This is a genomic window from Vulcanisaeta souniana JCM 11219 (genome assembly GCF_026000775.1).
GTDB classification, from domain to species: Archaea; Thermoproteota; Thermoprotei; order Thermoproteales; family Thermocladiaceae; genus Vulcanisaeta; species Vulcanisaeta souniana.
In genome coordinates, this window is the sequence record NZ_AP026830.1 from 1,639,967 (window position 1) to 1,660,834 (window position 20,868).

At 42.8% G+C, this 20,868-nt stretch carries 24 protein-coding genes and 1 pseudogene; 3 read left to right on the forward strand and 22 right to left on the reverse strand.

Features of this window, described 5'->3' with window-relative positions; all coding sequences use genetic code 11:
- Positions 1-181: 181 nt before the first annotated feature.
- From Vsou_RS08825 to Vsou_RS08845, 5 genes are all read right to left on the reverse strand, one after another.
- Entirely contained in the window at positions 182-460 is a 279-nt protein-coding gene (locus Vsou_RS08825; protein ID WP_188603943.1) for a hypothetical protein, read from the reverse strand.
- Positions 461-587: 127 nt separating this feature from the next.
- Positions 588-812: a hypothetical protein gene (locus Vsou_RS08830; RefSeq protein ID WP_188603942.1), complete on the reverse strand. Its 225-nt coding sequence runs from the start codon at positions 810-812 to the stop codon at positions 588-590.
- 54 nt (positions 813-866) lie between these two features.
- Positions 867-2,681 carry a carbamoyltransferase family protein gene (locus tag Vsou_RS08835; protein WP_188603941.1) on the reverse strand — a complete coding sequence of 605 codons (1,815 nt, stop codon included), beginning with the start codon at positions 2,679-2,681 and terminating at the stop codon, positions 867-869.
- 24 nt (positions 2,682-2,705) lie between these two features.
- Positions 2,706-2,891 (reverse strand): hypothetical protein, encoded by a 186-nt coding sequence (locus tag Vsou_RS08840; RefSeq protein ID WP_054843911.1) that lies wholly within the window; start codon positions 2,889-2,891, stop codon positions 2,706-2,708.
- Between the two features lie 178 nt (positions 2,892-3,069).
- Positions 3,070-3,276 carry a glycosyltransferase family protein gene (locus Vsou_RS08845; RefSeq protein ID WP_054843910.1) on the reverse strand — a complete coding sequence of 69 codons (207 nt, stop codon included), beginning with the start codon at positions 3,274-3,276 and terminating at the stop codon, positions 3,070-3,072.
- Between the two features lie 50 nt (positions 3,277-3,326).
- Here Vsou_RS08845 and Vsou_RS08850 point away from each other — a divergent pair, with 50 nt between their 5' ends.
- A complete protein-coding gene (locus Vsou_RS08850; RefSeq protein WP_188603940.1) occupies positions 3,327-3,632 on the forward strand; it encodes a glycosyltransferase in 306 nt (101 codons plus the stop codon).
- Positions 3,578-4,216 (forward strand): hypothetical protein, encoded by a 639-nt coding sequence (locus Vsou_RS08855; RefSeq protein ID WP_188603939.1) that lies wholly within the window; start codon positions 3,578-3,580, stop codon positions 4,214-4,216. Before Vsou_RS08850 ends, Vsou_RS08855 begins: the two co-directional genes overlap by 55 nt.
- A gap of 3 nt (positions 4,217-4,219) precedes the next feature.
- On the opposite strand, the gene Vsou_RS08860 is transcribed toward Vsou_RS08855, so the two are convergent.
- The 11 genes from Vsou_RS08860 to Vsou_RS08910 all read right to left on the reverse strand — a co-directional run bounded on the left by Vsou_RS08860 (position 4,220) and on the right by Vsou_RS08910 (position 15,494).
- Complete coding sequence (locus Vsou_RS08860; protein WP_188603938.1) at positions 4,220-5,347, reverse strand: glycosyltransferase family 4 protein; 1,128 nt, start codon at positions 5,345-5,347, stop codon at positions 4,220-4,222.
- 3 nt (positions 5,348-5,350) lie between these two features.
- On the reverse strand, positions 5,351-6,163 hold the full coding sequence (locus Vsou_RS08865; protein WP_264890700.1) for an FkbM family methyltransferase: 813 nt from the start codon (positions 6,161-6,163) through the stop codon (positions 5,351-5,353).
- A gap of 151 nt (positions 6,164-6,314) precedes the next feature.
- The gene (locus tag Vsou_RS08870; protein WP_054843905.1) at positions 6,315-6,968 is read right to left on the reverse strand and encodes a glycosyltransferase family 2 protein; all 654 of its coding nucleotides are present in this window, start codon (positions 6,966-6,968) and stop codon (positions 6,315-6,317) included.
- Between the two features lie 279 nt (positions 6,969-7,247).
- On the reverse strand, positions 7,248-8,159 hold the full coding sequence (locus tag Vsou_RS08875; protein ID WP_188603936.1) for an NAD-dependent epimerase/dehydratase family protein: 912 nt from the start codon (positions 8,157-8,159) through the stop codon (positions 7,248-7,250).
- A 49-nt stretch (positions 8,160-8,208) separates the two neighbouring features.
- Positions 8,209-8,820: a polysaccharide deacetylase family protein gene (locus Vsou_RS08880; RefSeq protein ID WP_188603935.1), complete on the reverse strand. Its 612-nt coding sequence runs from the start codon at positions 8,818-8,820 to the stop codon at positions 8,209-8,211.
- 107 nt (positions 8,821-8,927) lie between these two features.
- A complete protein-coding gene (locus Vsou_RS08885; protein ID WP_188603934.1) occupies positions 8,928-9,932 on the reverse strand; it encodes a glycosyltransferase in 1,005 nt (334 codons plus the stop codon).
- Complete coding sequence (locus tag Vsou_RS08890) at positions 9,925-10,977, reverse strand: glycosyltransferase family 4 protein (RefSeq protein ID WP_188603933.1); 1,053 nt, start codon at positions 10,975-10,977, stop codon at positions 9,925-9,927. The genes Vsou_RS08885 and Vsou_RS08890 overlap by 8 nt, the downstream gene beginning before the upstream one ends.
- 89 nt (positions 10,978-11,066) lie before the next feature.
- Complete coding sequence (locus Vsou_RS08895) at positions 11,067-11,936, reverse strand: glycosyltransferase (protein WP_188603932.1); 870 nt, start codon at positions 11,934-11,936, stop codon at positions 11,067-11,069.
- Positions 11,924-12,853 carry a glycosyltransferase gene (locus tag Vsou_RS08900; protein ID WP_188603931.1) on the reverse strand — a complete coding sequence of 310 codons (930 nt, stop codon included), beginning with the start codon at positions 12,851-12,853 and terminating at the stop codon, positions 11,924-11,926. The genes Vsou_RS08895 and Vsou_RS08900 overlap by 13 nt, the downstream gene beginning before the upstream one ends.
- On the reverse strand, positions 12,841-14,448 hold the full coding sequence (locus Vsou_RS08905) for a hypothetical protein (RefSeq protein ID WP_188603930.1): 1,608 nt from the start codon (positions 14,446-14,448) through the stop codon (positions 12,841-12,843). Before Vsou_RS08905 ends, Vsou_RS08900 begins: the two co-directional genes overlap by 13 nt.
- Before the next feature lie 2 nt (positions 14,449-14,450).
- Positions 14,451-15,494: a glycosyltransferase family 4 protein gene (locus Vsou_RS08910; protein WP_188603929.1), complete on the reverse strand. Its 1,044-nt coding sequence runs from the start codon at positions 15,492-15,494 to the stop codon at positions 14,451-14,453.
- Positions 15,495-15,599: 105 nt separating this feature from the next.
- Between Vsou_RS08910 and Vsou_RS08915 the strand changes: the two are divergent.
- Positions 15,600-15,707 (forward strand): annotated as a pseudogene (locus tag Vsou_RS08915) (GDP-mannose 4,6-dehydratase); the annotation flags it as partial.
- On the opposite strand, the gene Vsou_RS08920 reads toward Vsou_RS08915, so the two are convergent.
- The 6 genes from Vsou_RS08920 to Vsou_RS08945 are packed head-to-tail and all read right to left on the reverse strand — an operon-like array spanning position 15,693 to position 20,812.
- The gene (locus tag Vsou_RS08920) at positions 15,693-15,935 is read right to left on the reverse strand and encodes an SDR family NAD(P)-dependent oxidoreductase (RefSeq protein WP_054843889.1); all 243 of its coding nucleotides are present in this window, start codon (positions 15,933-15,935) and stop codon (positions 15,693-15,695) included. The pseudogene Vsou_RS08915 and the gene Vsou_RS08920 overlap by 15 nt on opposite strands.
- Complete coding sequence (locus Vsou_RS08925; protein WP_188603928.1) at positions 15,925-17,055, reverse strand: glycosyltransferase family 4 protein; 1,131 nt, start codon at positions 17,053-17,055, stop codon at positions 15,925-15,927. Before Vsou_RS08925 ends, Vsou_RS08920 begins: the two co-directional genes overlap by 11 nt.
- Positions 17,052-18,239, reverse strand: coding sequence for a glycosyltransferase family 4 protein (locus Vsou_RS08930; protein ID WP_054843888.1), 1,188 nt, complete (start codon positions 18,237-18,239; stop codon positions 17,052-17,054). Before Vsou_RS08930 ends, Vsou_RS08925 begins: the two co-directional genes overlap by 4 nt.
- Positions 18,239-19,057, reverse strand: a complete 819-nt coding sequence (locus tag Vsou_RS08935; protein WP_188603927.1) for a glycosyltransferase family 2 protein — start codon at positions 19,055-19,057, stop codon at positions 18,239-18,241. Before Vsou_RS08935 ends, Vsou_RS08930 begins: the two co-directional genes overlap by 1 nt.
- A complete protein-coding gene (locus Vsou_RS08940) occupies positions 19,035-20,144 on the reverse strand; it encodes a glycosyltransferase family 4 protein (protein ID WP_188603926.1) in 1,110 nt (369 codons plus the stop codon). The genes Vsou_RS08935 and Vsou_RS08940 overlap by 23 nt, the downstream gene beginning before the upstream one ends.
- Positions 20,141-20,812: a class I SAM-dependent methyltransferase gene (locus Vsou_RS08945; RefSeq protein ID WP_188603925.1), complete on the reverse strand. Its 672-nt coding sequence runs from the start codon at positions 20,810-20,812 to the stop codon at positions 20,141-20,143. The genes Vsou_RS08940 and Vsou_RS08945 overlap by 4 nt, the downstream gene beginning before the upstream one ends.
- Between the last annotated feature and the right edge of the window lie 56 nt (positions 20,813-20,868).

Genomic DNA, 20,868 nt, shown 5'->3' on the forward strand with positions numbered 1-20,868 from the left:
CAACGCGAGTATTTTAATGAATCCACATGCACCAACGAATCAATTAAAGCTTAACATCCTCACCAACTCACTTCTCCTAATCAGCCATCTTCATGCACACGCCACATTGAACCCACCAAGTGCGAGAGATCTCAGGGAGTTGCTTGGTATGTTTTGCGCGGTTATTGTGGTGGGTTTAAGGTTAGGATACTGCCCTCGTTAGTAGCCGCCTCAGTGCGCCTGGCATTGTGCTTGCGAGTCTTAAGTTTAGTATTGTTAGGGTTACCCTCCTCAGTATTGGCATGCCGTCTAGGCTTGGTATGTCCCGAGTCCTCCTGCCCAAAATCATTGAGTAGAGCTCAATGTTGGAGAGATCTGCTGGCCTCCAGTTCATTGGCTTCCTAGCCTTCAGGAATACGCCGGGTTCCATTGGATCCCTCATTAGGGTTATTATTTCGAAGTCCCTGAATATCCTAGCCATGTCACTTAGCCTCATAACGCCAGAAGTCGAAGGGGTATGCGTGGTATGGGAAACCCCTAGACCTTGTTGTGATGAATATGAGTCCTCCGGGCCTCAACACAAGCTTCATGGCATTAACCACAACCCTCTAATTACGAACATGCTCAAGTGTTTCGGTGAATACCACAACATCAACGAAGAGCCCAGGCTCAAGGTCAATACCAACATACAGCCTTGGCTTCAGGAACCTCTCAATGAATGGTCTAACACTACCATTAACATACCTACTACCAACCTCAAGAACAGCTTTATTAAAGAATTCATCAGGTTCAGCATAGTTATGGAAGAACTCAATGACTGATACATGGCACATGGCTGCACCCTTATGCATGAAAGTATTTAAGCTTATTTAATCTCATACCAACATTTACCTCTTTCTTATTAACCACCCCTGCATGTATATTGCGTCGAACCCTCCCAGTGCGTAGGATTTCAAGGCGTTCTGCGGCGTCTCCACCAGTGGTTCTCCTGCTAGGTTGAAGCTTGTGTTTAGTATAATGCCCTCGCCTGTTATGTCCTTGAATGCCCTTATGAGTTCGTACCAAGTCGGGTTCTCGTCCTTGGCAACGGTCTGCGGTCTTGCCGTGCCATCAACGTGGTATACGGCTGGCACGACTTCCTTCATTCCCTCCCTAAACCTGAACATCAGTATCATGAATTGATGCGGCACCGGATCAATGAAGTACTTGCCTGCACCCTCAACGAGTAGTGATGGGGCCAGTGGTCTCCACCACTCACGACCCTTAATGTTATTTACTACCCTCCACATGTCGGCTCTCCTCGGGTCAGCCACGATTGACCTATTGCCCAGTGCCCTTGGCCCAAGCTCAGCCCTACCCTGGTACCAGGCAATTACGTAGCCCTTACTCACCAACTCAGCAACCTCATTAACATCATCACCAATGTACTCCGCTTTGAACCTACTACGCTCAACGACCTTCCTAACCTCATCATCACTATACTCAGGGCCAAGGTAGCCAGTCCTTAACCTCTGTCTCTTCATCTTACCACCAAGAATATGCTCATAAACGTAGGCAGCGGCACCAACCGTTGTCCCAGCATCATTGGCTGCAGGGAATATGAACAAGTCACTGAATAGTTTTGCGTAATGAATGACCATGTTAGCCTTGGCATTAAGAGCCACACCACCAGCCAAAGCCAGGTACTGCTCGTTAGTGTGCTCCCTAGCCCACTCGGCAAGCCTAAGCATGGCCTCCTCGGTAATTGCCTGAACAGCCCAAGCCAAGTCAACAGCATCCCTATTCAAATCACCACGGGGATCCCAGGGAACCCTCCCATTGAATAGCGAATTTGAGATAAATCTATATGGTTCCCTATAATCGGCATCCTTCAAAACCCTAGGCCTAGAACCATCAACAGTTATGTAATACGGGTAATCACCATCATCGAATCTAAAGTAGGACCTCAACTTCTCGTAATACTTCGACCTCTGACCGTAGGGCGCCAACCCCATGACCTTACCAGGACCCTCAAGATGATCATAACCAATCGTCCAAGAAACCTCCTCATAAAGAAGACCAAGAGAACCATAATAAGTTGGTAATGACACCACCTTCTCAAACTCACCGTTCTTCACCCTCCAAACAACCGTAGACTCAAACTCACCACTACCATCAACAGTCAATACAGTGGCATTAGTAAAACCACTGAAATAATAGGCAGAGGCAGCATGGGCAAGGTGATGAGGAACAGGAACAACCCTAACCTCACCCGGAACCTCCTCACCAAGATCATGAACAACAAACCTAATCATATGCTCAGCAAACGACAAATAATCGGCACGAAGGTAATATCTAAATAATTCAAGGCTAAATTCTATGAGGGGCTTGCTTCTACCGCTCCTACGCCAATAACTCCTGAATTCCCGAATACCAAGTAGATTTAATAAATTACTTAAGAGAAGATCTCGTCTAAATTTACTGGGCATTAATTCTGGGCCAAAATTTACCGCATATGCATCTACTTCCTTCGGCTTAATTCCATACTTCTTCTTTAAGTATTGAAAGGCTTGTTTTAGGGCGTTTATTGGTGGTTCTCTTGGCGAGTGTTTGTGCCTTGTCCACCTCTCCTCCTCACTGGCAAAGACAAGCTCACCATCAACAATGACGGCAACGGCATTATCATGCTCCACAGGCCAATTAAAACCTATGACAACAGTCATTAATGAATGCAGTGGCTAATTACTTTAAAGCTTTTTGTGGGAATGAATTATTGAGTACGTACCTGAAAATACGACATCCACCTCAAAACCATACCTCCTCAGGAAGTCTAGGGGCAACAATCTCGGCTTAACCAAGTCCTCAATCCACTGCCCATTGACGTTAACCCTAACCCTAACCAAGTCAACCTTTACATTTAAGTGCGAACACATTTATATCATAATCTTCAAACCTGCTCAACAATAGTGAACTATCTAGTTATGAATGTTGAGTTGGATGATGTTGAGTATGTGGGGAAGTGGTATTGGATAAGTGCTTTATGTGAGATAGCATTATACTTCATTAATAGGGGTATGAGGCCTATTTATGTGCATGAAACTGATCATTATCTTAGAACTTTAAGAGCATAAAGAATCCTATCTCAATGAATAGGCATTTGCCAGACACACGGCATAAGTCCTTAATTAAGTCCTTATTACGTGAATCATTATCAACAATGACCACGTTATCAACCTGCCTCAGGACTGAGTGAAGAACGTTGGTAAGCCTATCAATGCCTGGTTCATGAGTCACGATTACCGCGACGATACTCAGCACATCAATTATAAACGAAAATTCTTTATAAAGGTAATCATGGAATTAGGATGATGGTTAAGGCGTCTGTGGTTTGGCTTAATTACAATAGCATGAGGTTCATCGACATTGCCATAAAGAGTCTTGATTCCTTTCTCAACCTCGACTTTGATGGTTATGAGTTGATTGTTGTTGATAATACCTCCACGGACGGTAGTTTCGAGCGCATTAAGAAATTCATTGAGGAGAAGAGACCGAGCGGTGTTAGGGTGAGGGTGATTCGTAATGAGAGGAACCTCGGGTACGCCGGCGGCATGAATGTTGGTTGGGAAGCCAGGGACCCAGACTCGAAGTACGTGGCATTTGTAATGGATTCGTAATTGACGAATGCCCAGGAATCAATAAGGAGCACTACGTAACATACCCAGACGGAGCATACACGGTGGCAAGAGTCAATGCCATAAAGAGGGCAATGCCGGATGGAAAACCATTCATAGACGAAACATTCCTATACCTAGATGATAATCTCTTGGGATTAATATTATGGAACAAGGGGTATCAGGTTAAGTACGTACCGATAGATGCAGGTATGCATTATGTGAGTAAAACAACAAGGGGATTTCTAAGCGATTTCTATGGAACACGTAGCACAACGGCTTTGAGTGACGTTGTTGAGACCAGATATTCAAATACATTAATTAGTGCGCTGCGAAAATCAAGAAGGTTACTATATATTTTCATAAATAAGACCAGATATCAAGGTTTCATCGATGGAACACGGTTTGCCAAAATATTATTGAAAAAGGTAGGTAGGTTAAACCTTTATTGTGCGACGTACCATGAAGTTACTCTACCAGAGGCAATTAGTGAGCTATTCCTGCTTAGATACCGCTTATCTAAGATCTACACTGTGAAATTGAATGAACTTAAGATAAAGGATAACGTAACCAAGAGGTGCGGATAATAATTAAACGTTCATAATCTCCTTAATAATCCTCATACAAACGGCTTCGTACGTCAACGACTGGACACGCTCCAAAGCCCTTAGTGATAACTCCCTCCTAAGATCCTCATTGCTCATTAGCCTATCCAGGGCGTTGGCGAGGTTGTGAACATCGCCAGGCTCGACAATGACACCAACACCCCTAACAATCTCAGAGCCACCAGTCCTAGTCGTTATTACGGGCAAACCAAAGGCCAGGGCTTCAATCCTAGCAATGCCAAAACTCTCTAGGTAAGAGGGTAGCACGAATATTGATGCATGCCTATACTCACGAACCAACTCACTATCACTAACAGCACCAACAAACTCAACACGACCATCGAGACCAAGCTCACCAACCAACCTCCTAAGCTCATTGAAGTAGTCCTTATCCGTAACCGGGCCAACAATCCTTAGGACCCAATCCCCATGCTTACCAGCGACAAGGGAGAATGCCCTGATCAAGTCGTGAATACCCTTGACAGGCTCAACCCTCGCCACGGTCAATACAATTTTACCACGCTCATTACTTAAACCACCACCCAAGACCTCACGACACCAACCATTATAAACAACCCTAAGCCTAGAGTAAAGGCTCGGCACGAACCTAACCGCATTAAGGAGGGCCTCATAACTCTCAATTATCATTAAATTAACAAACCTAGAGAAAAAAGCCAGGGACAAAGCTCTGACAACCCTCTTGATACGGTTTCCACGGATAACGCCATCCCAATCCATCTTAACAACAACGCGGAAACCAAGGACCCTACCAAGGAAATAAAGGATGGGCAGGAGAGTCGGAGAGTAGTAAGTAAGTACAAAAAGCGGCCTCTCCCTAATAAGCAAACCCACCAACCTAACACCATAGTAAATGACCGACGCCAAGCTATTCAGAGCATTATAGATGTAAAGCGGCAGTCTACCGCGTCTAGGGTTTATGAGCCCAAGCTCGTAAACCTCAACACCAGGAATTCGAACTAAGGCTTTACCCACAACTAACACGCTCCTGAAGCCCAACCTGGCGAAGCCATAGGGTATGCAGACTGGGTCCTTCTTAATCATCACACCATTAACGACGCCAGGCACAATGGTGATGACTGTGGCATGATGCATGAGTCACCACTGCCTTTTGCAATGTAGTATTCTCTGTTTTTCATACATTACGCATTTATAGTCCTTGCTTAGTCTGCTTAATAGTTCCTTCTCATCGCCATGAACTTCAAGCAACAACTCTCTAAACAACTTAACATGCTCGTAATCATTCATTATTACGTCAAACTCGCAACCTTCACAATCCATTTTAAGTACATCAGGCTCAGCGCCGTAGTCCTCGATTAATTGCTCAAGGGTTATCATCGGGACTTCTGTAGCGCCGTTGCTTATTGAGCCGTGGTATGTACTTATCGTCATCTCGATGCCAACATCTGCAATCTTTACAATATCGGATTTACTTCCTAGTGCTGCATTTATTGGTATTATTTTATCCTGCATATTGTTGAGTGCGATGTTTTCAATCATTTCACGGCAAGCACCAGGGTGAGGCTCTATTGCGTAAACTTTCTTAGCGCCTTTAAGGACAAAGTAAATTGGCGAGTCTCCGACGAAGGCACCAACATCGACAACAACTCTATTTTTGACATAAGCGATGCTGTAAACCTGGTCGATAAATGTTTCAGCTATTGGATGATAATAATGCTTAAATTTTACAGATCCTAGATCAATATAATCGTCATGAAACGACAACCTAACCATCAAGCCGTTAATGATTAATGCATTATTTCCCGGATCACATTCAACTCTCTTTATAAAGCCAAAATACCAATATCTAACAACCTGAGCGTAGAGGACTGGGTTAATACAAACCTCACCGCCAGATCTGCACCTAACCCTGATACAGCTTTTGCTGAGATCTCTTACAATACCAGGCAAGGCGCTGTAGAGGACTCTAGGGTTAATGAAGGCGTATTGAATAGCGGCCAAAGGCCAATTACTAAATAGCTCACGACTTCTCAAAACTTCACGAAAACGCTCAATAAGGACGCCCAACACAGGACTTATTCACGCTATTACCTTTTTAAAATTACTTAACGCAGTTATGAACAATATTTCCCAAAGCCGCGGACTTGAAACTCCTCATTCTGAAAGTCCTATGGGTGAGCAACAATCTTAACTTGACAATTATAAACAGATATGCGCGAACAAAGAGAACGACTTCCCCTTTAATTAATGACTTTACCATATCGCGTATAAACCTAATCGGTAAGGCTTTAACTAGGAAAGTATGCGGCATGTCTACAACCATAGCTATCAACGGCCCTAGGTATTCAGTATACCTCCTATAGACGGGCTTATTACGACTCGTCCTACCCACATGTCTGTAGCACACGAGCTCATAACTTACGGTTTTAAAGCCCATAAACCACAGCTTAAGCATGAACTCCATATCTTCCCAATGAAAGAATATGAAACTCGAGTAGGTGCCCAAACCCAACCTAATTAATTCCCTAACGACATCAGTCCTAATCACGTAAGCACCACTACCGCCAGTCAAGGCAACATAGAGACGGTTGCTTGGCATAACCTTACTAACTACAAAATCCGCGCAGAGCTTGGCACCACGCTCAGGAGAGACAAGGGCGTATTCCCTCGGTAAGACCCTTAGAGTATTAATCAATGACCTCAGGCATGTAGCGTCTATAAATGCATCATCCTCGATATAAACAATGTATTCCACAGTAGGAAACCTCTCGATGACAAACCTTAATGTTAAATCCCGCTGCTTACCTGAGCCCATTTTTGGGAGTTTAAGGATGTTAATGGAGATTGAATATCTTGCTCAAATAACTTGGCAATTCCTTGGTAATCAGGTGGTGGGTTCGACCACGAAATTATTAAGTGAGCCTCATCACTTATATTAATTTGCTTAATAGCCCTTAACGTATCTCTAACTAATCCCAAATTATTTCCAAACATATTAATAACGATTACTGCCTGCATACTCTATTCATTGGCCTTAGCCATTATTGTATAAAAGAACCAAATCCTTAAGACCCTTTTCTAACGATGTAAAGTTTATGTTGATTTTTGTTTTTATTTTTCTATTATCTGCATAACTATGCCTTATATCTCCTGGCCTTTCCTCTCTATGTACTATCTCTATGTTACTCTTACCCAGTATCTCTATTATCATCCTCGCCAGCTCGTTTATTGTCGTTACTTTTCCAGTACCAACATTATACACCTCATTATCAAATAAATCCCCCTCAATCATCCTCAATATTATCTCAGCCACATCATTCACATACACAAAATCCCTAGTCTGCCAACCATCACCATAAATAACCAACGGCTCACCCCTCAAAGCCCTCTCAATAAAACCCGAAATAACACCAGCATAGGCAGGATTCTGACCAGGTCCATAGACGTTGAATAACCTCAGGATCACGTACCTAAAGCCATAAACCCTACTGAAGTTGCTAACCACGAGCTCGCCGAGGTACTTACTGAGGCCGTAGGGCGATAATGGGTCAATCGGGTGGTCCTCAGGAATTGGCAACTTGATTGGGTTTCCATAGACCGCCGCAGAGCTCAGGTAAATAATCCTGGCACCAGCCCTACCACACTCATGGACAACCCTCGCAGTACCAACCACATTATTCTCGATATAATCAACAGGCCTCTCCATCGACTCAGGCACACTAACGTAGGCAGCCGCATGAACAACAACGTCAAACCCATTACAATCACTAAATGACCTAACATCAGCCTTAATAATTGGTATACCATGTTCCCTAAGCCTATTGACGGCAAAATCCGTAGATCTCTCAAGACTATCTAGAACAGTGATATCAAAACCCTTACTAATAAAATAAATAGCCAAATTATGACCAATAAAACCAGCCCCGCCAGTAATAAGGATCTTCATGTACTATTCTTAACTTTATAAATTCATAGAATGGCCTTATGTATAATAATTAGTTACGTCTCAGATTATCCATAAATTCTCTAAGGGTTACATATTTAGGTTTAAGAATAGATAATGCCTTAAGAAGTAAGTTAAGCTTCGTGAGACTCGGTGCATGGGTAAACAGTATCACACCATCAATTTCTCTCAACCTCAGCGCCTCATAGATATTACCTAGTCTTAAATTAAATGCCATTACACAACCATGCTCATCAAATAACTCATAATGCCGAGCACTACTCAGGTACGTGCCCCTAACAATTGGGTAAACACTCCTAGCGAGCCTCGCGGCCTCATCACTATGGGGACCATATGGGTAAGCGAAAGAGACAACGGTATCATGAATAATATCCTCAAGAACCTCCTTACTCCTAACCAACTCCTCTAACATAGTGTCCTTATCCGTTCTCGTCATGTCGATGTGAGTCATTGTGTGGCTACCGACTTCATGACCCATTTCATGAATTGCCCTCACATCTTCAGGTCCAAGGAGCTTCCTGCTCATGTACTCCCTAAGTCCGGCAATAATGAAGAAGGTAGCCTTAATGCCACGCCCAGCGAGGTACCTGGCTATCCTAAGGTGCTCCTTATAACCATCATCAAACGTTAAGGCTATGTACATTCATAATGCACCTTATACCTTTAACTTTAGGACCTTAATTAATATTAAAATTAACACTAAGAACTCATATACCATAATACCAATGCTGAGCATCTCCTTAGATACCATTATGTTCGTTGCAACAATCCTTTCAATTTATTTACAACAACGCTGTACTCATTATTTTTTACTATATAATCCCTAGCCCTTTCACTATAATCCCTGAGTAATCCATCATCGCTAATAATCGATATAACATCATCCCACTCATCATCCTCAACACCTATATACAAGCCCCTATAATCAACCATGCTCGGACTCAAACTACCAATTACGGGCGTGCCCGAGGAGAGGGCTTCAAGAAGCGTCATGGGAGGCTCCGTGGGGTAATCACCACGTATTGGTAGCAACAGCGCATCAACGGCGTTATATACGTACCATATTGGTGCTTCCCTAAGCATGAGCAGCGCATTACCTCTGCGTATAGCCTTAGCCAAAGTCCTCAAAGTATCTTTTGAAGCATTATCAACATGAAGCGATGCAATTAGGAATTTAACATCATTATTTACGTCACTTGCGAGTTTCACCACTATGTCAAACCCTCTTTTTTCATCAACATCTCCCACATAACCCACGATTCTCCCATTGATAGGCAAGCCAAGTAACTTCCTCGCCAAGGCCTTATCCCTGGGCTTAAACAATTCTATGTTGATTGGTGGGTTTATGAATACACCGTTCCTAAATAGCTTAGCTATCCTCCTTGAGGACCCAACAACGAAATTTGAGTCGCGCTCAATAATAACACGTTCAACCTCCCAATTACCATGTATCTTAGGCAGGTAAGAGAATTGATACGAAATAATCCTTTTATGATTAAGTAAGCTATTAATAAATGTTGGCAATACCTTATTCGTATTAAGCAGGTGAATCTCGTCACAGCCATTGAAGGCTGTGATTAACGCCTCGGTTAAGTAAGCACCATATTTACTCTTTATGGGGCTTAACCCCGTGGTTTCGATAACCCTTAAGTCACGACCATAAATCATCCGCAGAACCCTCAGGTAATTCACGGCCAACGCGGTCTGCCCCTCCTTAAAGGTTGGATGCCTAATGAGTGCACAGACCCTACTCATTAATTACCTCCTCAATCATCTTTAAATACTGTGGTACAACATTACTTATATCGAACCTCTCAGCTACACGTCTAGCTAGACGTGTGGATTCCTCATATGTTTTCTTATCATTTAACCATAAATCATAGAATGCTCGAACCCTGCTAGCAAGGTCTACTGGATCGCCGGGATTAAAGCTCATACCAGTACCTGGCGATCCATCTCTAATCTCAATTAAATACCAACTTACGGGAGGTAGTCTTGACATTATTATCGGTGTTCCTGATGACAAACTCTCAAGAGCGATGAGTGAAAAACTCTCAAACCTACTTGGTATAATAGTAACATGAGACCTCGAATAAAGGCACGGTAGTTGCTCTCTTGGAGCTTTTACAAATACATCAACTTTAGTAAATCTCCGCAAGGTGCTTAACAGCTCCATGGATACCTCCCTAGTTCCAATTAGCATGACCTTACTATTATGTATAATGTCCTTGACATTCTTTAAGCTTTTCAGGAATATATCAAATCCGCCTTTGAATGATGGATCATACCTAATGAGGATTGTGAACTTATCCTCTTTGCTACATTTAGGATAGAAAAACTTCGTATCTACAGGGTTGGGTATCAGGAACGCTCTTTTACACATCCTTGATAAATATTCGTAATCAAAATTATTTAAAGACCGGCAGTAGAGCATTTTGCCGAAGATGCCTATCATTAATCTTTTTAATAGAGTAAGACGACTAGGCTTAATTCCATAAGTTTTCTCCCTATATATCCATAACCAGTCAGGGGAGTGAATATCAATTATTATCTTCTGATTAACAGTTAATAAATAAGGTATTTTTATGAGTAATGGATTTATTGAGTGAAGAACTACAGCATCACTATCTTTTGCACACTTAATATTATCCTTTAACTTATGGCTCATGTCGACTACATAAACCCTATATTTACTATTTTGATTCTGCATGATGTAATTTATGATATTCTGCATCACATATTCAGTGCCACCTAATGGGCTTTTTACCGAGGACCAGATAAAGCAAATCCTAAATACCATTAAGCAAGCACCTCAGTAGTTGGGCTGCGCTTTTTCTCCATGTGAATTCCATGGCACGCTTGATCGAGGCCCTGCTTAGCATGTCCCTATTATTTGATCGCATACATTAAAGCATTAACCACATCATTAATTGATTTAGGTTCAATGAGTATCCCCGCATCACCCATAACCTCGGTTACGGCATCCTCCCTATAAGCTACCACGGGCAATCCGCATGACATAGCCTCAAGGATAGGTAATCCAAAACCCTCAATTAACGAGGGATAAAGGAATACATCAGCTATTGAGTATAGCCTTGGCATTAATTCCTCAGGTAGTGGCGGTAAGCACACCAAGCCCTTAATGCCTTTAAGGGACTTGTCACATGGGCCCCTGACTATTAGCCTCGCTTTTCTAAGTCTTTCTCTTGCCCTGCTAAAGATGGCTACCGCATGCCTAATGATATGCTTCTTAGTAGCCACGGTGAGGATTAAATATTCATCATCCTGGAATTTAATACCCAGAATTTCCCTCTTACTGGTGTTGATGGGTTTATAAACATCATGATCTATACCGAGCGGCACCACACATGCGTTCAGCCCCACGTATTTTTGGATATTATTAGCCGAGGCTTGTGACGGCGTCAGAACCTTGTCAATAAATGGCTTAATGAGGTTCAGTGATGTAAGTCTTCTTAGGCGTTGTATTGTGGGGTTCACTCCTGAATCCATGACGACGATTGGTGTGTGGCTTATTGACCTTATATCGTGTATGAATGCTGCCGTTACGATACCCTTAACCTTAGCCTTTGCTAACGGTATTGTGTACTTTGATGTTGAATCTAATGCAATGATTATGTCGTATTCATCATTGATATAAACATCGCTTATTATTGGTGAAGCCAATTCCTTACTTAATGCTCTAGCTATCTTAACAAAACTTAGATTATACGTTCTTAGTAGTAGGCCTATTTTAGGCATGATTCTATCACACTAATTATTCGTTTTTCAGTAATTTCCATGGACAACTCATTATTCACTACATACCTAGATAATACCATTAATTCCTTTAACGATTTATCATTACTTAATACCTCAGTGATCTTATTAGCTATCCTCTCGGCATCGTAGTCCTGGATTAACTCCCTGCTTACCTTAATCACGATATCCCCACTACCCACATACTTAGTGATTACTGGTACTACGCCCAGCGCCATGGCCTCAATAACGGCCACGGAAAAAGCATCGAACAATGACGGTTGTATGTAGATGCTACATTTACGTAGTATGTTAAAGACCTCAAGCCTGGGCATGTAACCCGTTATGGTCAATGAATCATTTAAGCCGTATTTAATAGCCTTATTGATTACTACGTCCCTCATGCCGTCGCCGATAATTATGAACTTGGCGTTTTTAACGTCCTTGATAACGTACTTGGCGACCTCGGGTATTAGGTGTATGCCCTTAATGGGTATTAGGGGGCCTGAATAGCATATCCAGGGCTTCTTGTCGCTAATGTTCACGTTAATGTTGAGTAATTGCTCAAGCTCAGGCGGTCTCGGGTAGATAATTGCCTTTCTTTTATTCGGTAGTATGTTGAGTATAATGTTTGATACTGCGATGCCCACATCGGCAGTTGAGTAGAGCTTGTTTATGCGTGGTTGTAGTATTGATGGTGATAGTGTCACAGCCGCTAGGCAGTTGTTCAGTGGTTTTACTAGTGTGCCGTAGAGTGTTGCCCTGGTTCCCTCAGTAATGATGATACTGTTGCTTATTAACCTTAATCTGCTTAGATTCATTAATTGAAATTCATCCTTGAATAGTCTCCTTAGGATTTGTATCCAGGACCAGTGGCCAATGTGGGGTACACTTCTCGTTATATAAACTACCTTGACCATATCGTCCACAGCCCATCCTTATAAACCACGTTGAATGCGTTGTTCATGGCGTTTAATTCATTGTTTAGGTGCTCCGTAGTTATGTCGAGCCTATACGTATTGAATGCCCTATAAAACACCGCTGTTATGTCGCAGTTGGTGGCTTGGCTTGGCGTGAATGTTGGGTTTAGGTAATTTATTGGTGAGTCTATGTTATACAGCCAATAATAGAACCATAAAAGTTCGTGAGCCCCTGATGCACATACCTCGTTATTACCCACGTAACTCATTATGAATAATGCCTCGTGTATGTCGTGAGTTGTTGGGAAGGCTATTACCGAGAATCCCCACTTAACCACCGGTGATAGGACCACCAGCACTATCGCCAGGGCAAGTACTAGCACCTGAAGCCACTTACTGCGCCTTACGAGTAATAGCGTCAATATGGGTAATGCCGATATTACGTACATGGAGTAAGGCACCATACCCCACCTACTCATGACCAGGGCAGCTGCCTGCAGCACGACAAGCACTAAGTAGAGCGTGACCCACGTAAGCCCATTATTAACCCTGCCCCTCCTCCTGAAGACGTCAATCAATACTACTGAAGATGCTATTAACCCAATTAGGAACCCTATGAATACGGTGAATTCCCTAGCATAGTCGTAGAGCCTCATCACAGGATTCACGGCGGGTAGCACCAATGACGGTACTGGGTTTGTTGGCGACTCTATCATAGCCATTAACTGCATGATGACTGAGCTAAGGCTACCCGATATGTATAGGATTAGGTTTATTGCGAACCAGGTAACCATGGTCGCCAAGGTCAGTGGTAGGAATTCCCTCCTAAAGATGGTTAGTGCCACGAGTATTATTGGAACCATGAGCGATGTTGGGTCTGAGATCACGTACGCCGCGTATATTATGATAAGTATCATTATGGCAGCAATGCCTAAACCACGCTTGTTCCCAAGCTCATTCAGTCTATTGTATAGGAATGCAGTGAATAACACTAGGTATGACCAGGCAAAGGGAGTCCTACCGTAGAGTATTGGGTTAAGCATAGCCCCAAGCACGACGAGCATTATTAAGGCTATTTCCTTAGTATCCCTATATGGTAGAGCTAACAATGGTAATGCATAGGCGATAGGTAATAATGACTGGACTAACACAATGCCCCATATTGGTGGGTTAACACCCATTAGCACCGTGAGTATTGATGTGAAGTATGCATGACCGAGCGAGGACGGTTCACCCTGCAGCGGTTCGACATATCCATAGAGAATGCCGCTGAGGGCTTCGCCCACGAAGCCCAGTTGGTCATTGTAAATGGGTAGGGAGTGTATGTAGATCATGTATGGTGCCAGGAGTGTTAATGCCCATAAGACCATCAACGGTATAACCACATACCTACTACGCAATACGTAGGCCATGAATACCACGATGAGTAATGTAGCGATAAGTGACGCATCGTAATGCACGTTACCGTATAGGAAGAATGGGCTCTGAGTAACAACATTAACTACCATAGTCTCAAGCGAGATGAGGGAAATCAATGACGCGACGAATACGGTAATTACCAGGACAATGCCATAAACCCCACGATCAACCGCCACAACTACTCACCAAGTACCTTCTTGTAAAGTTCGATGTACCGCTGAGTAATGACGCTCCAGTCAAATCCCTTGGCATACTCAATGGCCCTTCTCGAGTAGTAATCACGATTATTCATGACCTCTTCAACAGCCCTAAGCAGCTCCTCCTCATTTTTAAATAGGAAGCCAGCGCCTGAGTTAAGGATGTGCTCGCGCCTGGCGTCGGGTCTGTCGAGGGCTATGACTGGCGTACCAGCCGCGAACGATTCAATAATTGGTAGCCCGAAGCTTTCTATCCTTGATGTAAGTAAGTAAAAATCTGCTGCGCAGTAATACTTAATTAATTCATTAAATGGCATAAGGCTTAGGCTCACAATATCGCGCATGTACATGTTACTTAATTTATTTTTATTAATGTAATTATGTATGCCTACTGCAATCAAAAGAGTTTTAGGAAACCTTCTTTTAATGACCTTAAAGAATTTAATGAGTAAGTCTCCACCCTTTAAGTTGTTATAGGCTGTGGCGTTGAATATTACCGGCCTATGACCGGCGTACTTATCTCTTAATGCCGTATTGCATTCACTGAATTGACTAAGGTTGACCCCATTGGGTATTACGATAGAGTCAACGCCGTAGAGTTTCCTTAATTGTTCACGTGCGTAGTTAGATATGGCTGTTATGAACTTGATCCTTGGGATTAGGGACTTGTAGGCTATGTGTTTTATGTAGAGTCCCGTAATTTTATTAATGATTCCTGGCACGTAAATCAGCGGCGCATAGCCATGCCAGGTAAAGACAAGGTTGGTAGTTAATCCGCGCTTGACAAGTGCATTGGTATATGGGTATGATGTGTGGATGTGGACTACGTCGTAATGCTCGGCTTCTTTAGCAAATTCCTCGGGCGTTAATTTAACTAAGTTTACATGGTCAGGGGCTCTCATTCTGACGACCCTAGCCGCAACCACCACATTAATGCCGTTATTCATGAGGTACTTACTTAGCATGTTGATCACCGTGGCGAAGCCGCCAGGTTCGTAATAACCAAGTCCCATTAATACCCTCATGTGAGTACCTCCTTAGCCAGTTCCCTAACGGTCAATCTAACGGCATCAATAGAGCTATGCCTTGGTTTAAAGTCAAGCTCCTTAAGCCTACCTATCTTTAGGGCTATTTTCCACTTCGCCGCAAACCCGGAGGTCAGGGTAAGCACCACAAACCCAAGGATGCACTTCGAGGAAAACATAGTCGCCACATTCAACCTACTAGAAGCCATGAGACACCGTGTCTATGCCTTTAACGGCCTCTTTAGTATCCTGCTCGTTTTTTAGATCGCCCTTGATTATCTCTAGGTTTGGGTTGTCTTCGAGGTGCTTGAGGTTTTCTATCCTGCCTGTGCTGAGGTTATCGATGACTCTTACCCTGTAGTCCTCGCTGATTAATCTATCAACGATGTGGCTTCCTATGAAGCCTGCGCCGCCGGTGACTAATATTGTTCTATTTCTCATAGAGTTTAAGCACTTCCTTGGCTATTTGGTTCCAGCTATTAACGTTTTCCCTGCCCCTTGCCCCTAGTTTTCTTGCTAGTTCTTTGTTTGTGAGTAGTGTGATTATTGCGGTTGCCAGTGCCTTTGTGTCCTTTGGTGGTACTAGTATTCCGTTTTCCATATTTTTAACCCTGTACGGTATTCCGCCCACCGCTGTTGCGATTACGGGCTTCTGCCTTGCCCACGCCTCACTTATTACCATTGAGTATACCTCCACGTAGTTACATATGCTTGGTAGTACCAGGGCTGTTGAGGCGTCTAGAGCGCCTATCTTTTCCCTATCATTTACGTAGCCTAGGAAAAGCACCTTATCCCTGATTCCCAGCCTATTGGCTAGGTCGATGTATGGTCTCTGGTCTCCGGGTCCGATGATTATTAATGATGAGTCTTTTATCTCATTGCTTACTATCTTCATCGCCCTTATTAGGTAGTTAATGCCCTTGAGTGGGTGTAGCCTGCCTATGTATAGTACGTAATCACTTGTTATGTTTCTTGATTTCCTGAACCAATCGCCCAAGTATTCCATGTTTAGTAATTCATCGTTTACGCCGTCTGGTACGTAGTGCACGTACCTCACGCCGTACCTATTCATTAGTAGTTCCTTATCCCTTAAGCTTCGTGCCATGTATATGTCGAACTCCTTTATTGCCCTCCTAGTCATTGTGCTTGAATACTTAGAACCAAGTAATTTGACCACTAGGTTTGGGTGATCGTTTAAGGCGTCTACAGCCATGAAATGTATCGCAGTCTTCACGCCCTGCTTCTTCGCGTGTTCAAGTATTTTCATGGTGAATAGGCTGTTTTGGCTGTGCCCATGCACGACATCAGCATCCTTAAGCACATCGGGGTGCTCCAGTGGGTACGTTAGGTCTGGGTAACCCATTAGCCTAGTTGCCTTGATCCTATGTACGTGCACACCGTTTATTACCTCCTTCCTGGGTCTGTCCTCTGCGCCGTAGGTGCTTGTTATTACGTGGACTTCGTGTCCGAGTTTTACCTGTTCCTCGGCTAATGCCTTCACGACGTTTTCCAGCCCTCCCACTACGGGCCAGTAATGGTGATGAATATGGACAATTTTCATGATGCTAGTAATTTATAGTAAAGTTCTGCCGTTCTTTTCGCAGTAATATCCCATTTAAAGTGAAGGGATCTTTTAAATGCTCGTTTACTTAATTCCTGCCTTAAGTCTATATCGTTAGCTAGTTTAAGTATTGCTTGGGTAATCTCTTCTATATCGTATGGATTTACTAAGATGCCTGCATCACCAACTATTTCAGGCATGCTACTGATGTTTGATGCTATTACCGGCGTTCCACATGCCATGGCCTCTGCCACTGGAAAGCCAAAGCCTTCATAGAGACTTAAGAATACACTAATATCGCATGCAGAATATAAATAAGGCAGATCTTCTCTAGGTACATAGCCTATGGCCTTTATTTTACTTAGAATAAGATCCTTATATTGCTTAAGTTTTTCGCTGTTTAATAATGCATTATTTAATAATTCATTTAATTGATTTTTCACAGTACCTACAAGCACTAAGTCATGGTTGAGCCCTCTAAGTACGGCAATGAAATACGCAAGTAATAACCTGGCAAGATTTTTCCTAGGATGTGCCGTTCCTACATAGATAATGCAATCATGATCTATACCGTATTTACTATAAACATATGATTTGGCATAATTTTTGTTAATGGGTCTAAATATTTCGTCAATGCCATTATATATTACTTGAATCTTTGCCTCAGGAATATTAGCTATGTTCATTAAATCATACTTTGTGGATTTCGATATAGCTATTATCGAATCGACGTACTTATTTAAGTATCTTAGACTTAATAATAGGCCTATGCGTTCCATGTATCCGTAGGCATATAAATACGGTAATATAATATTACCAATATCATGGATGGTAACAATCAGTTTGAACTTAAATAACTGTTTAAGAAGTACAAATGGAATATAACTGAATCCCCAGACAGGTAAGTGCACTATATCTATATTCCTAAGAAGTTCCATAAATTGAGAGTCTAAGCCTAACCTAATGTTACGGAGCAGTAGACTTAATGGTGAATAACTATATGTAGTAAATACATAATCTTTATGACCTAATTCATCATTATTCATTAAACGAAGTGTATATATCTTAATATTCTTAAATTTCTTTAAACCTTTAATCAAGTTAAATATATAATAATATATTCCGCTAGGATTCTTTCTTTGCATATCATAATGGTCTGCTACTATTAAAACATTAATTACCATTAAATTGTGCGAAATATATAATTTATATTGTTTGTTAGTCCCTGGCGTTTATAGCCTCTACCGCTTACTAGTACTATTGTTTCTCTATCGAATTTGAAGACGTGGCTTCCGAACTTCTTGTACGCCTTTTCGCCGAATCCATAGTCCTCTTCGCCAATTCTTGCTTTTATGTCGAATTGTACGTGTTTGTATAGTTCCTGTGTGTAGGCTATGAAGTGCCCTGTGGTGTTCCAGGGTTTGCGGAAGTACTTGTCGTAGTAGTGGGCTATTAGGTTCATTATTGTGTTTCCGTCATAGTAATAGTGAGCTACGTGGTAAATCATTGCCTTGCCATTGATTAGTGTAGTTACGGTTCTCGTTATTACGTATGGTGTGAGCACGGTGTCGGCGTCAATTTGTACTATGACCTCGCCCCTCGCCTCCAGTGAGCATATGTGTCTCGGTAGGCCTACGTTGCCCACTACGTCGAGTTCTATTACCCTCGCGCCAAGTCTTTTTGCTATATCCCTCGTTTTATCGCTTGACATTCCGTCGACCACTATTACTTCGGTGTTTCTGTATTGGCTGTGGGTTATTGAGTAGATCGCCTGCCCTATGAATCTCTCTTCGTTTCTCGTTAGTATGCAGACGGTTACCAATGGTAATCCCCTACCGCCTAATGGTCTTATCCTTCCATTGATCGCGTCCCTAATGCTCCTCATAGCCTCATTGTACCTTTTCCTCATTTCGTTGAGTTCAAGCATTACCTTACCACTTAGTACGTGTTTAGTGAGGAATAGCGCCCTTGGTATTTGCCTACTCGGTATATAGTCTTTCATAGAGTGGTAATATTTTATTCCACGTGAGGTTTTTGGCGTGTTCGTATGCGCCTTGGCTTAGTTTCTTCCATAGTTCATCATCTGTGAGTAGTTGTGTTATGGTTTTTGCGTATTTTTCTGGTTTTGGTTCTGTCCATAGGCTTGCCTTTTCTGGTGGTGCTGCGTGTAGTTGTCCTCCGTTTCCTGTTATTGTGCTTGGTGTTGCGTGTATTCCTGCCTCCAGTAGTGTTATTCCGAATGGTTCGTAGGTTGATGGTAGTGCGTAAACCCTGCTCCTTAGGTATAGTTCGTGTTTTTGCTCTTCGTCTACCACGCCTAGGTACTTCATTTTTATTCCGTGTCTGTCTGCGTAGTTTATTAATTGGTTGATTAATCCTTCGTCTGGCCCTGCCATTATTAATTCCGCGTCCTTTACCTCATCCTTCACGATGTTCATAGCCTTTATTAGTAATTGCACATTCTTTGCCCTGCTTATCCTGCCCAGGTATAGTACTGTGTCGTCTCTTTCGTTGTTTGGTTTGCACCTGTCCTCCTCGATGCCGTTTGGTACTATGATGACCTTGTCCTCGCTTAGTCCTAGTTTTTTCGTCACTATTTCCTTCTCGTGGTTCGTCAGCGCTATGTATGTGTCGTAATTACGTAGCACGCCCTTAAGGGTGTTGTCCACTAGCCTGTGGTATGTCCAGGTTATTGGGCCTAGTTGGTTTAGTTTGTGGAATGGCGCGTGGCCGTGTAGTATTGCCTTGAATTTCATTTCCCTCCTTAGTTTGGCTATTTGGAATACGTGTGGGTGTCTCCATACGTGGACGTGGACTATGTCTGGCTTTAGGCTCCTCATTACGTTGGGTAGTTCTGGGCTGTAGGATCCGTGGCTCCAGGTTATTGTGGGTTTTAGCCTGATTATGTGGACTCCGTTTACTTCCTCCTCCCTGGGTAGTGTGCCTATTGCGCCGGTTCTTAGTCTGTTGTAGGTTATGACGTAGACCTCGTGGCCCCTGCTGGCCATGTGCTCGGTTATGTGTTTTACGACGTCTTCAACTCCGCCGATTACTGGTGTGTAGAGTGGGGTGACGTGGGTTATCCTCATGGCTTTTGGGCAAGTATTATTAATCTCCTTGATAGGCTGGGTATTTTGCTGAGTATGTGATCAATTACGTATAGTTCTTTTGGTTCAACTCCTGGTGCTCCCTTTATATCGATTATCCTGAACCCGTGGTATTTTAATAGTTCCTTGAGCGCCCTTAATGTGTATGGCCTTATGTGACCTGATGGTTTTGCAAATGTCCTGGCTTTCCAGGGCACCCCTGCCACTATCTCTGTCGATACCTCTACATTGTATGGTTGGTAACCTAATAAGAGTGCTATCCTATTGACCCAACTTGCTAGGTTCGGGGTTGTTATTAATAACACGCCTCCATGCCTTAATATCCTATTGCTCTCCCTGAGCATGTTATCGGGGTTTATCAGATGTTCTATTACTTCAAATGCCGTAACTAGATCCACCGATTCGTTACTTAACGGTATTTTACCTGTTGATAAATCAACTTCGTATGTTATCAAACCTTTTCCTCTAGCTTTTACCAAGGCTTCACTATCAATGTCTATGCAGTATGCCGTCTTTGCGTTCACAGCTCTTGCAATTTCAACAGTTATACTTCCATCATTGCATCCTAAATCTACGTATACATCAGTCTTTACGCTAAATTTCTTCAGCAATTTAACGGCCTCATTAACCCTAGGAAGTTCCATTGTCATGTCCTAATGCTGGTATTAAAGTAAAATGACGTGGGTTATTCTCATGGTCATTTCTC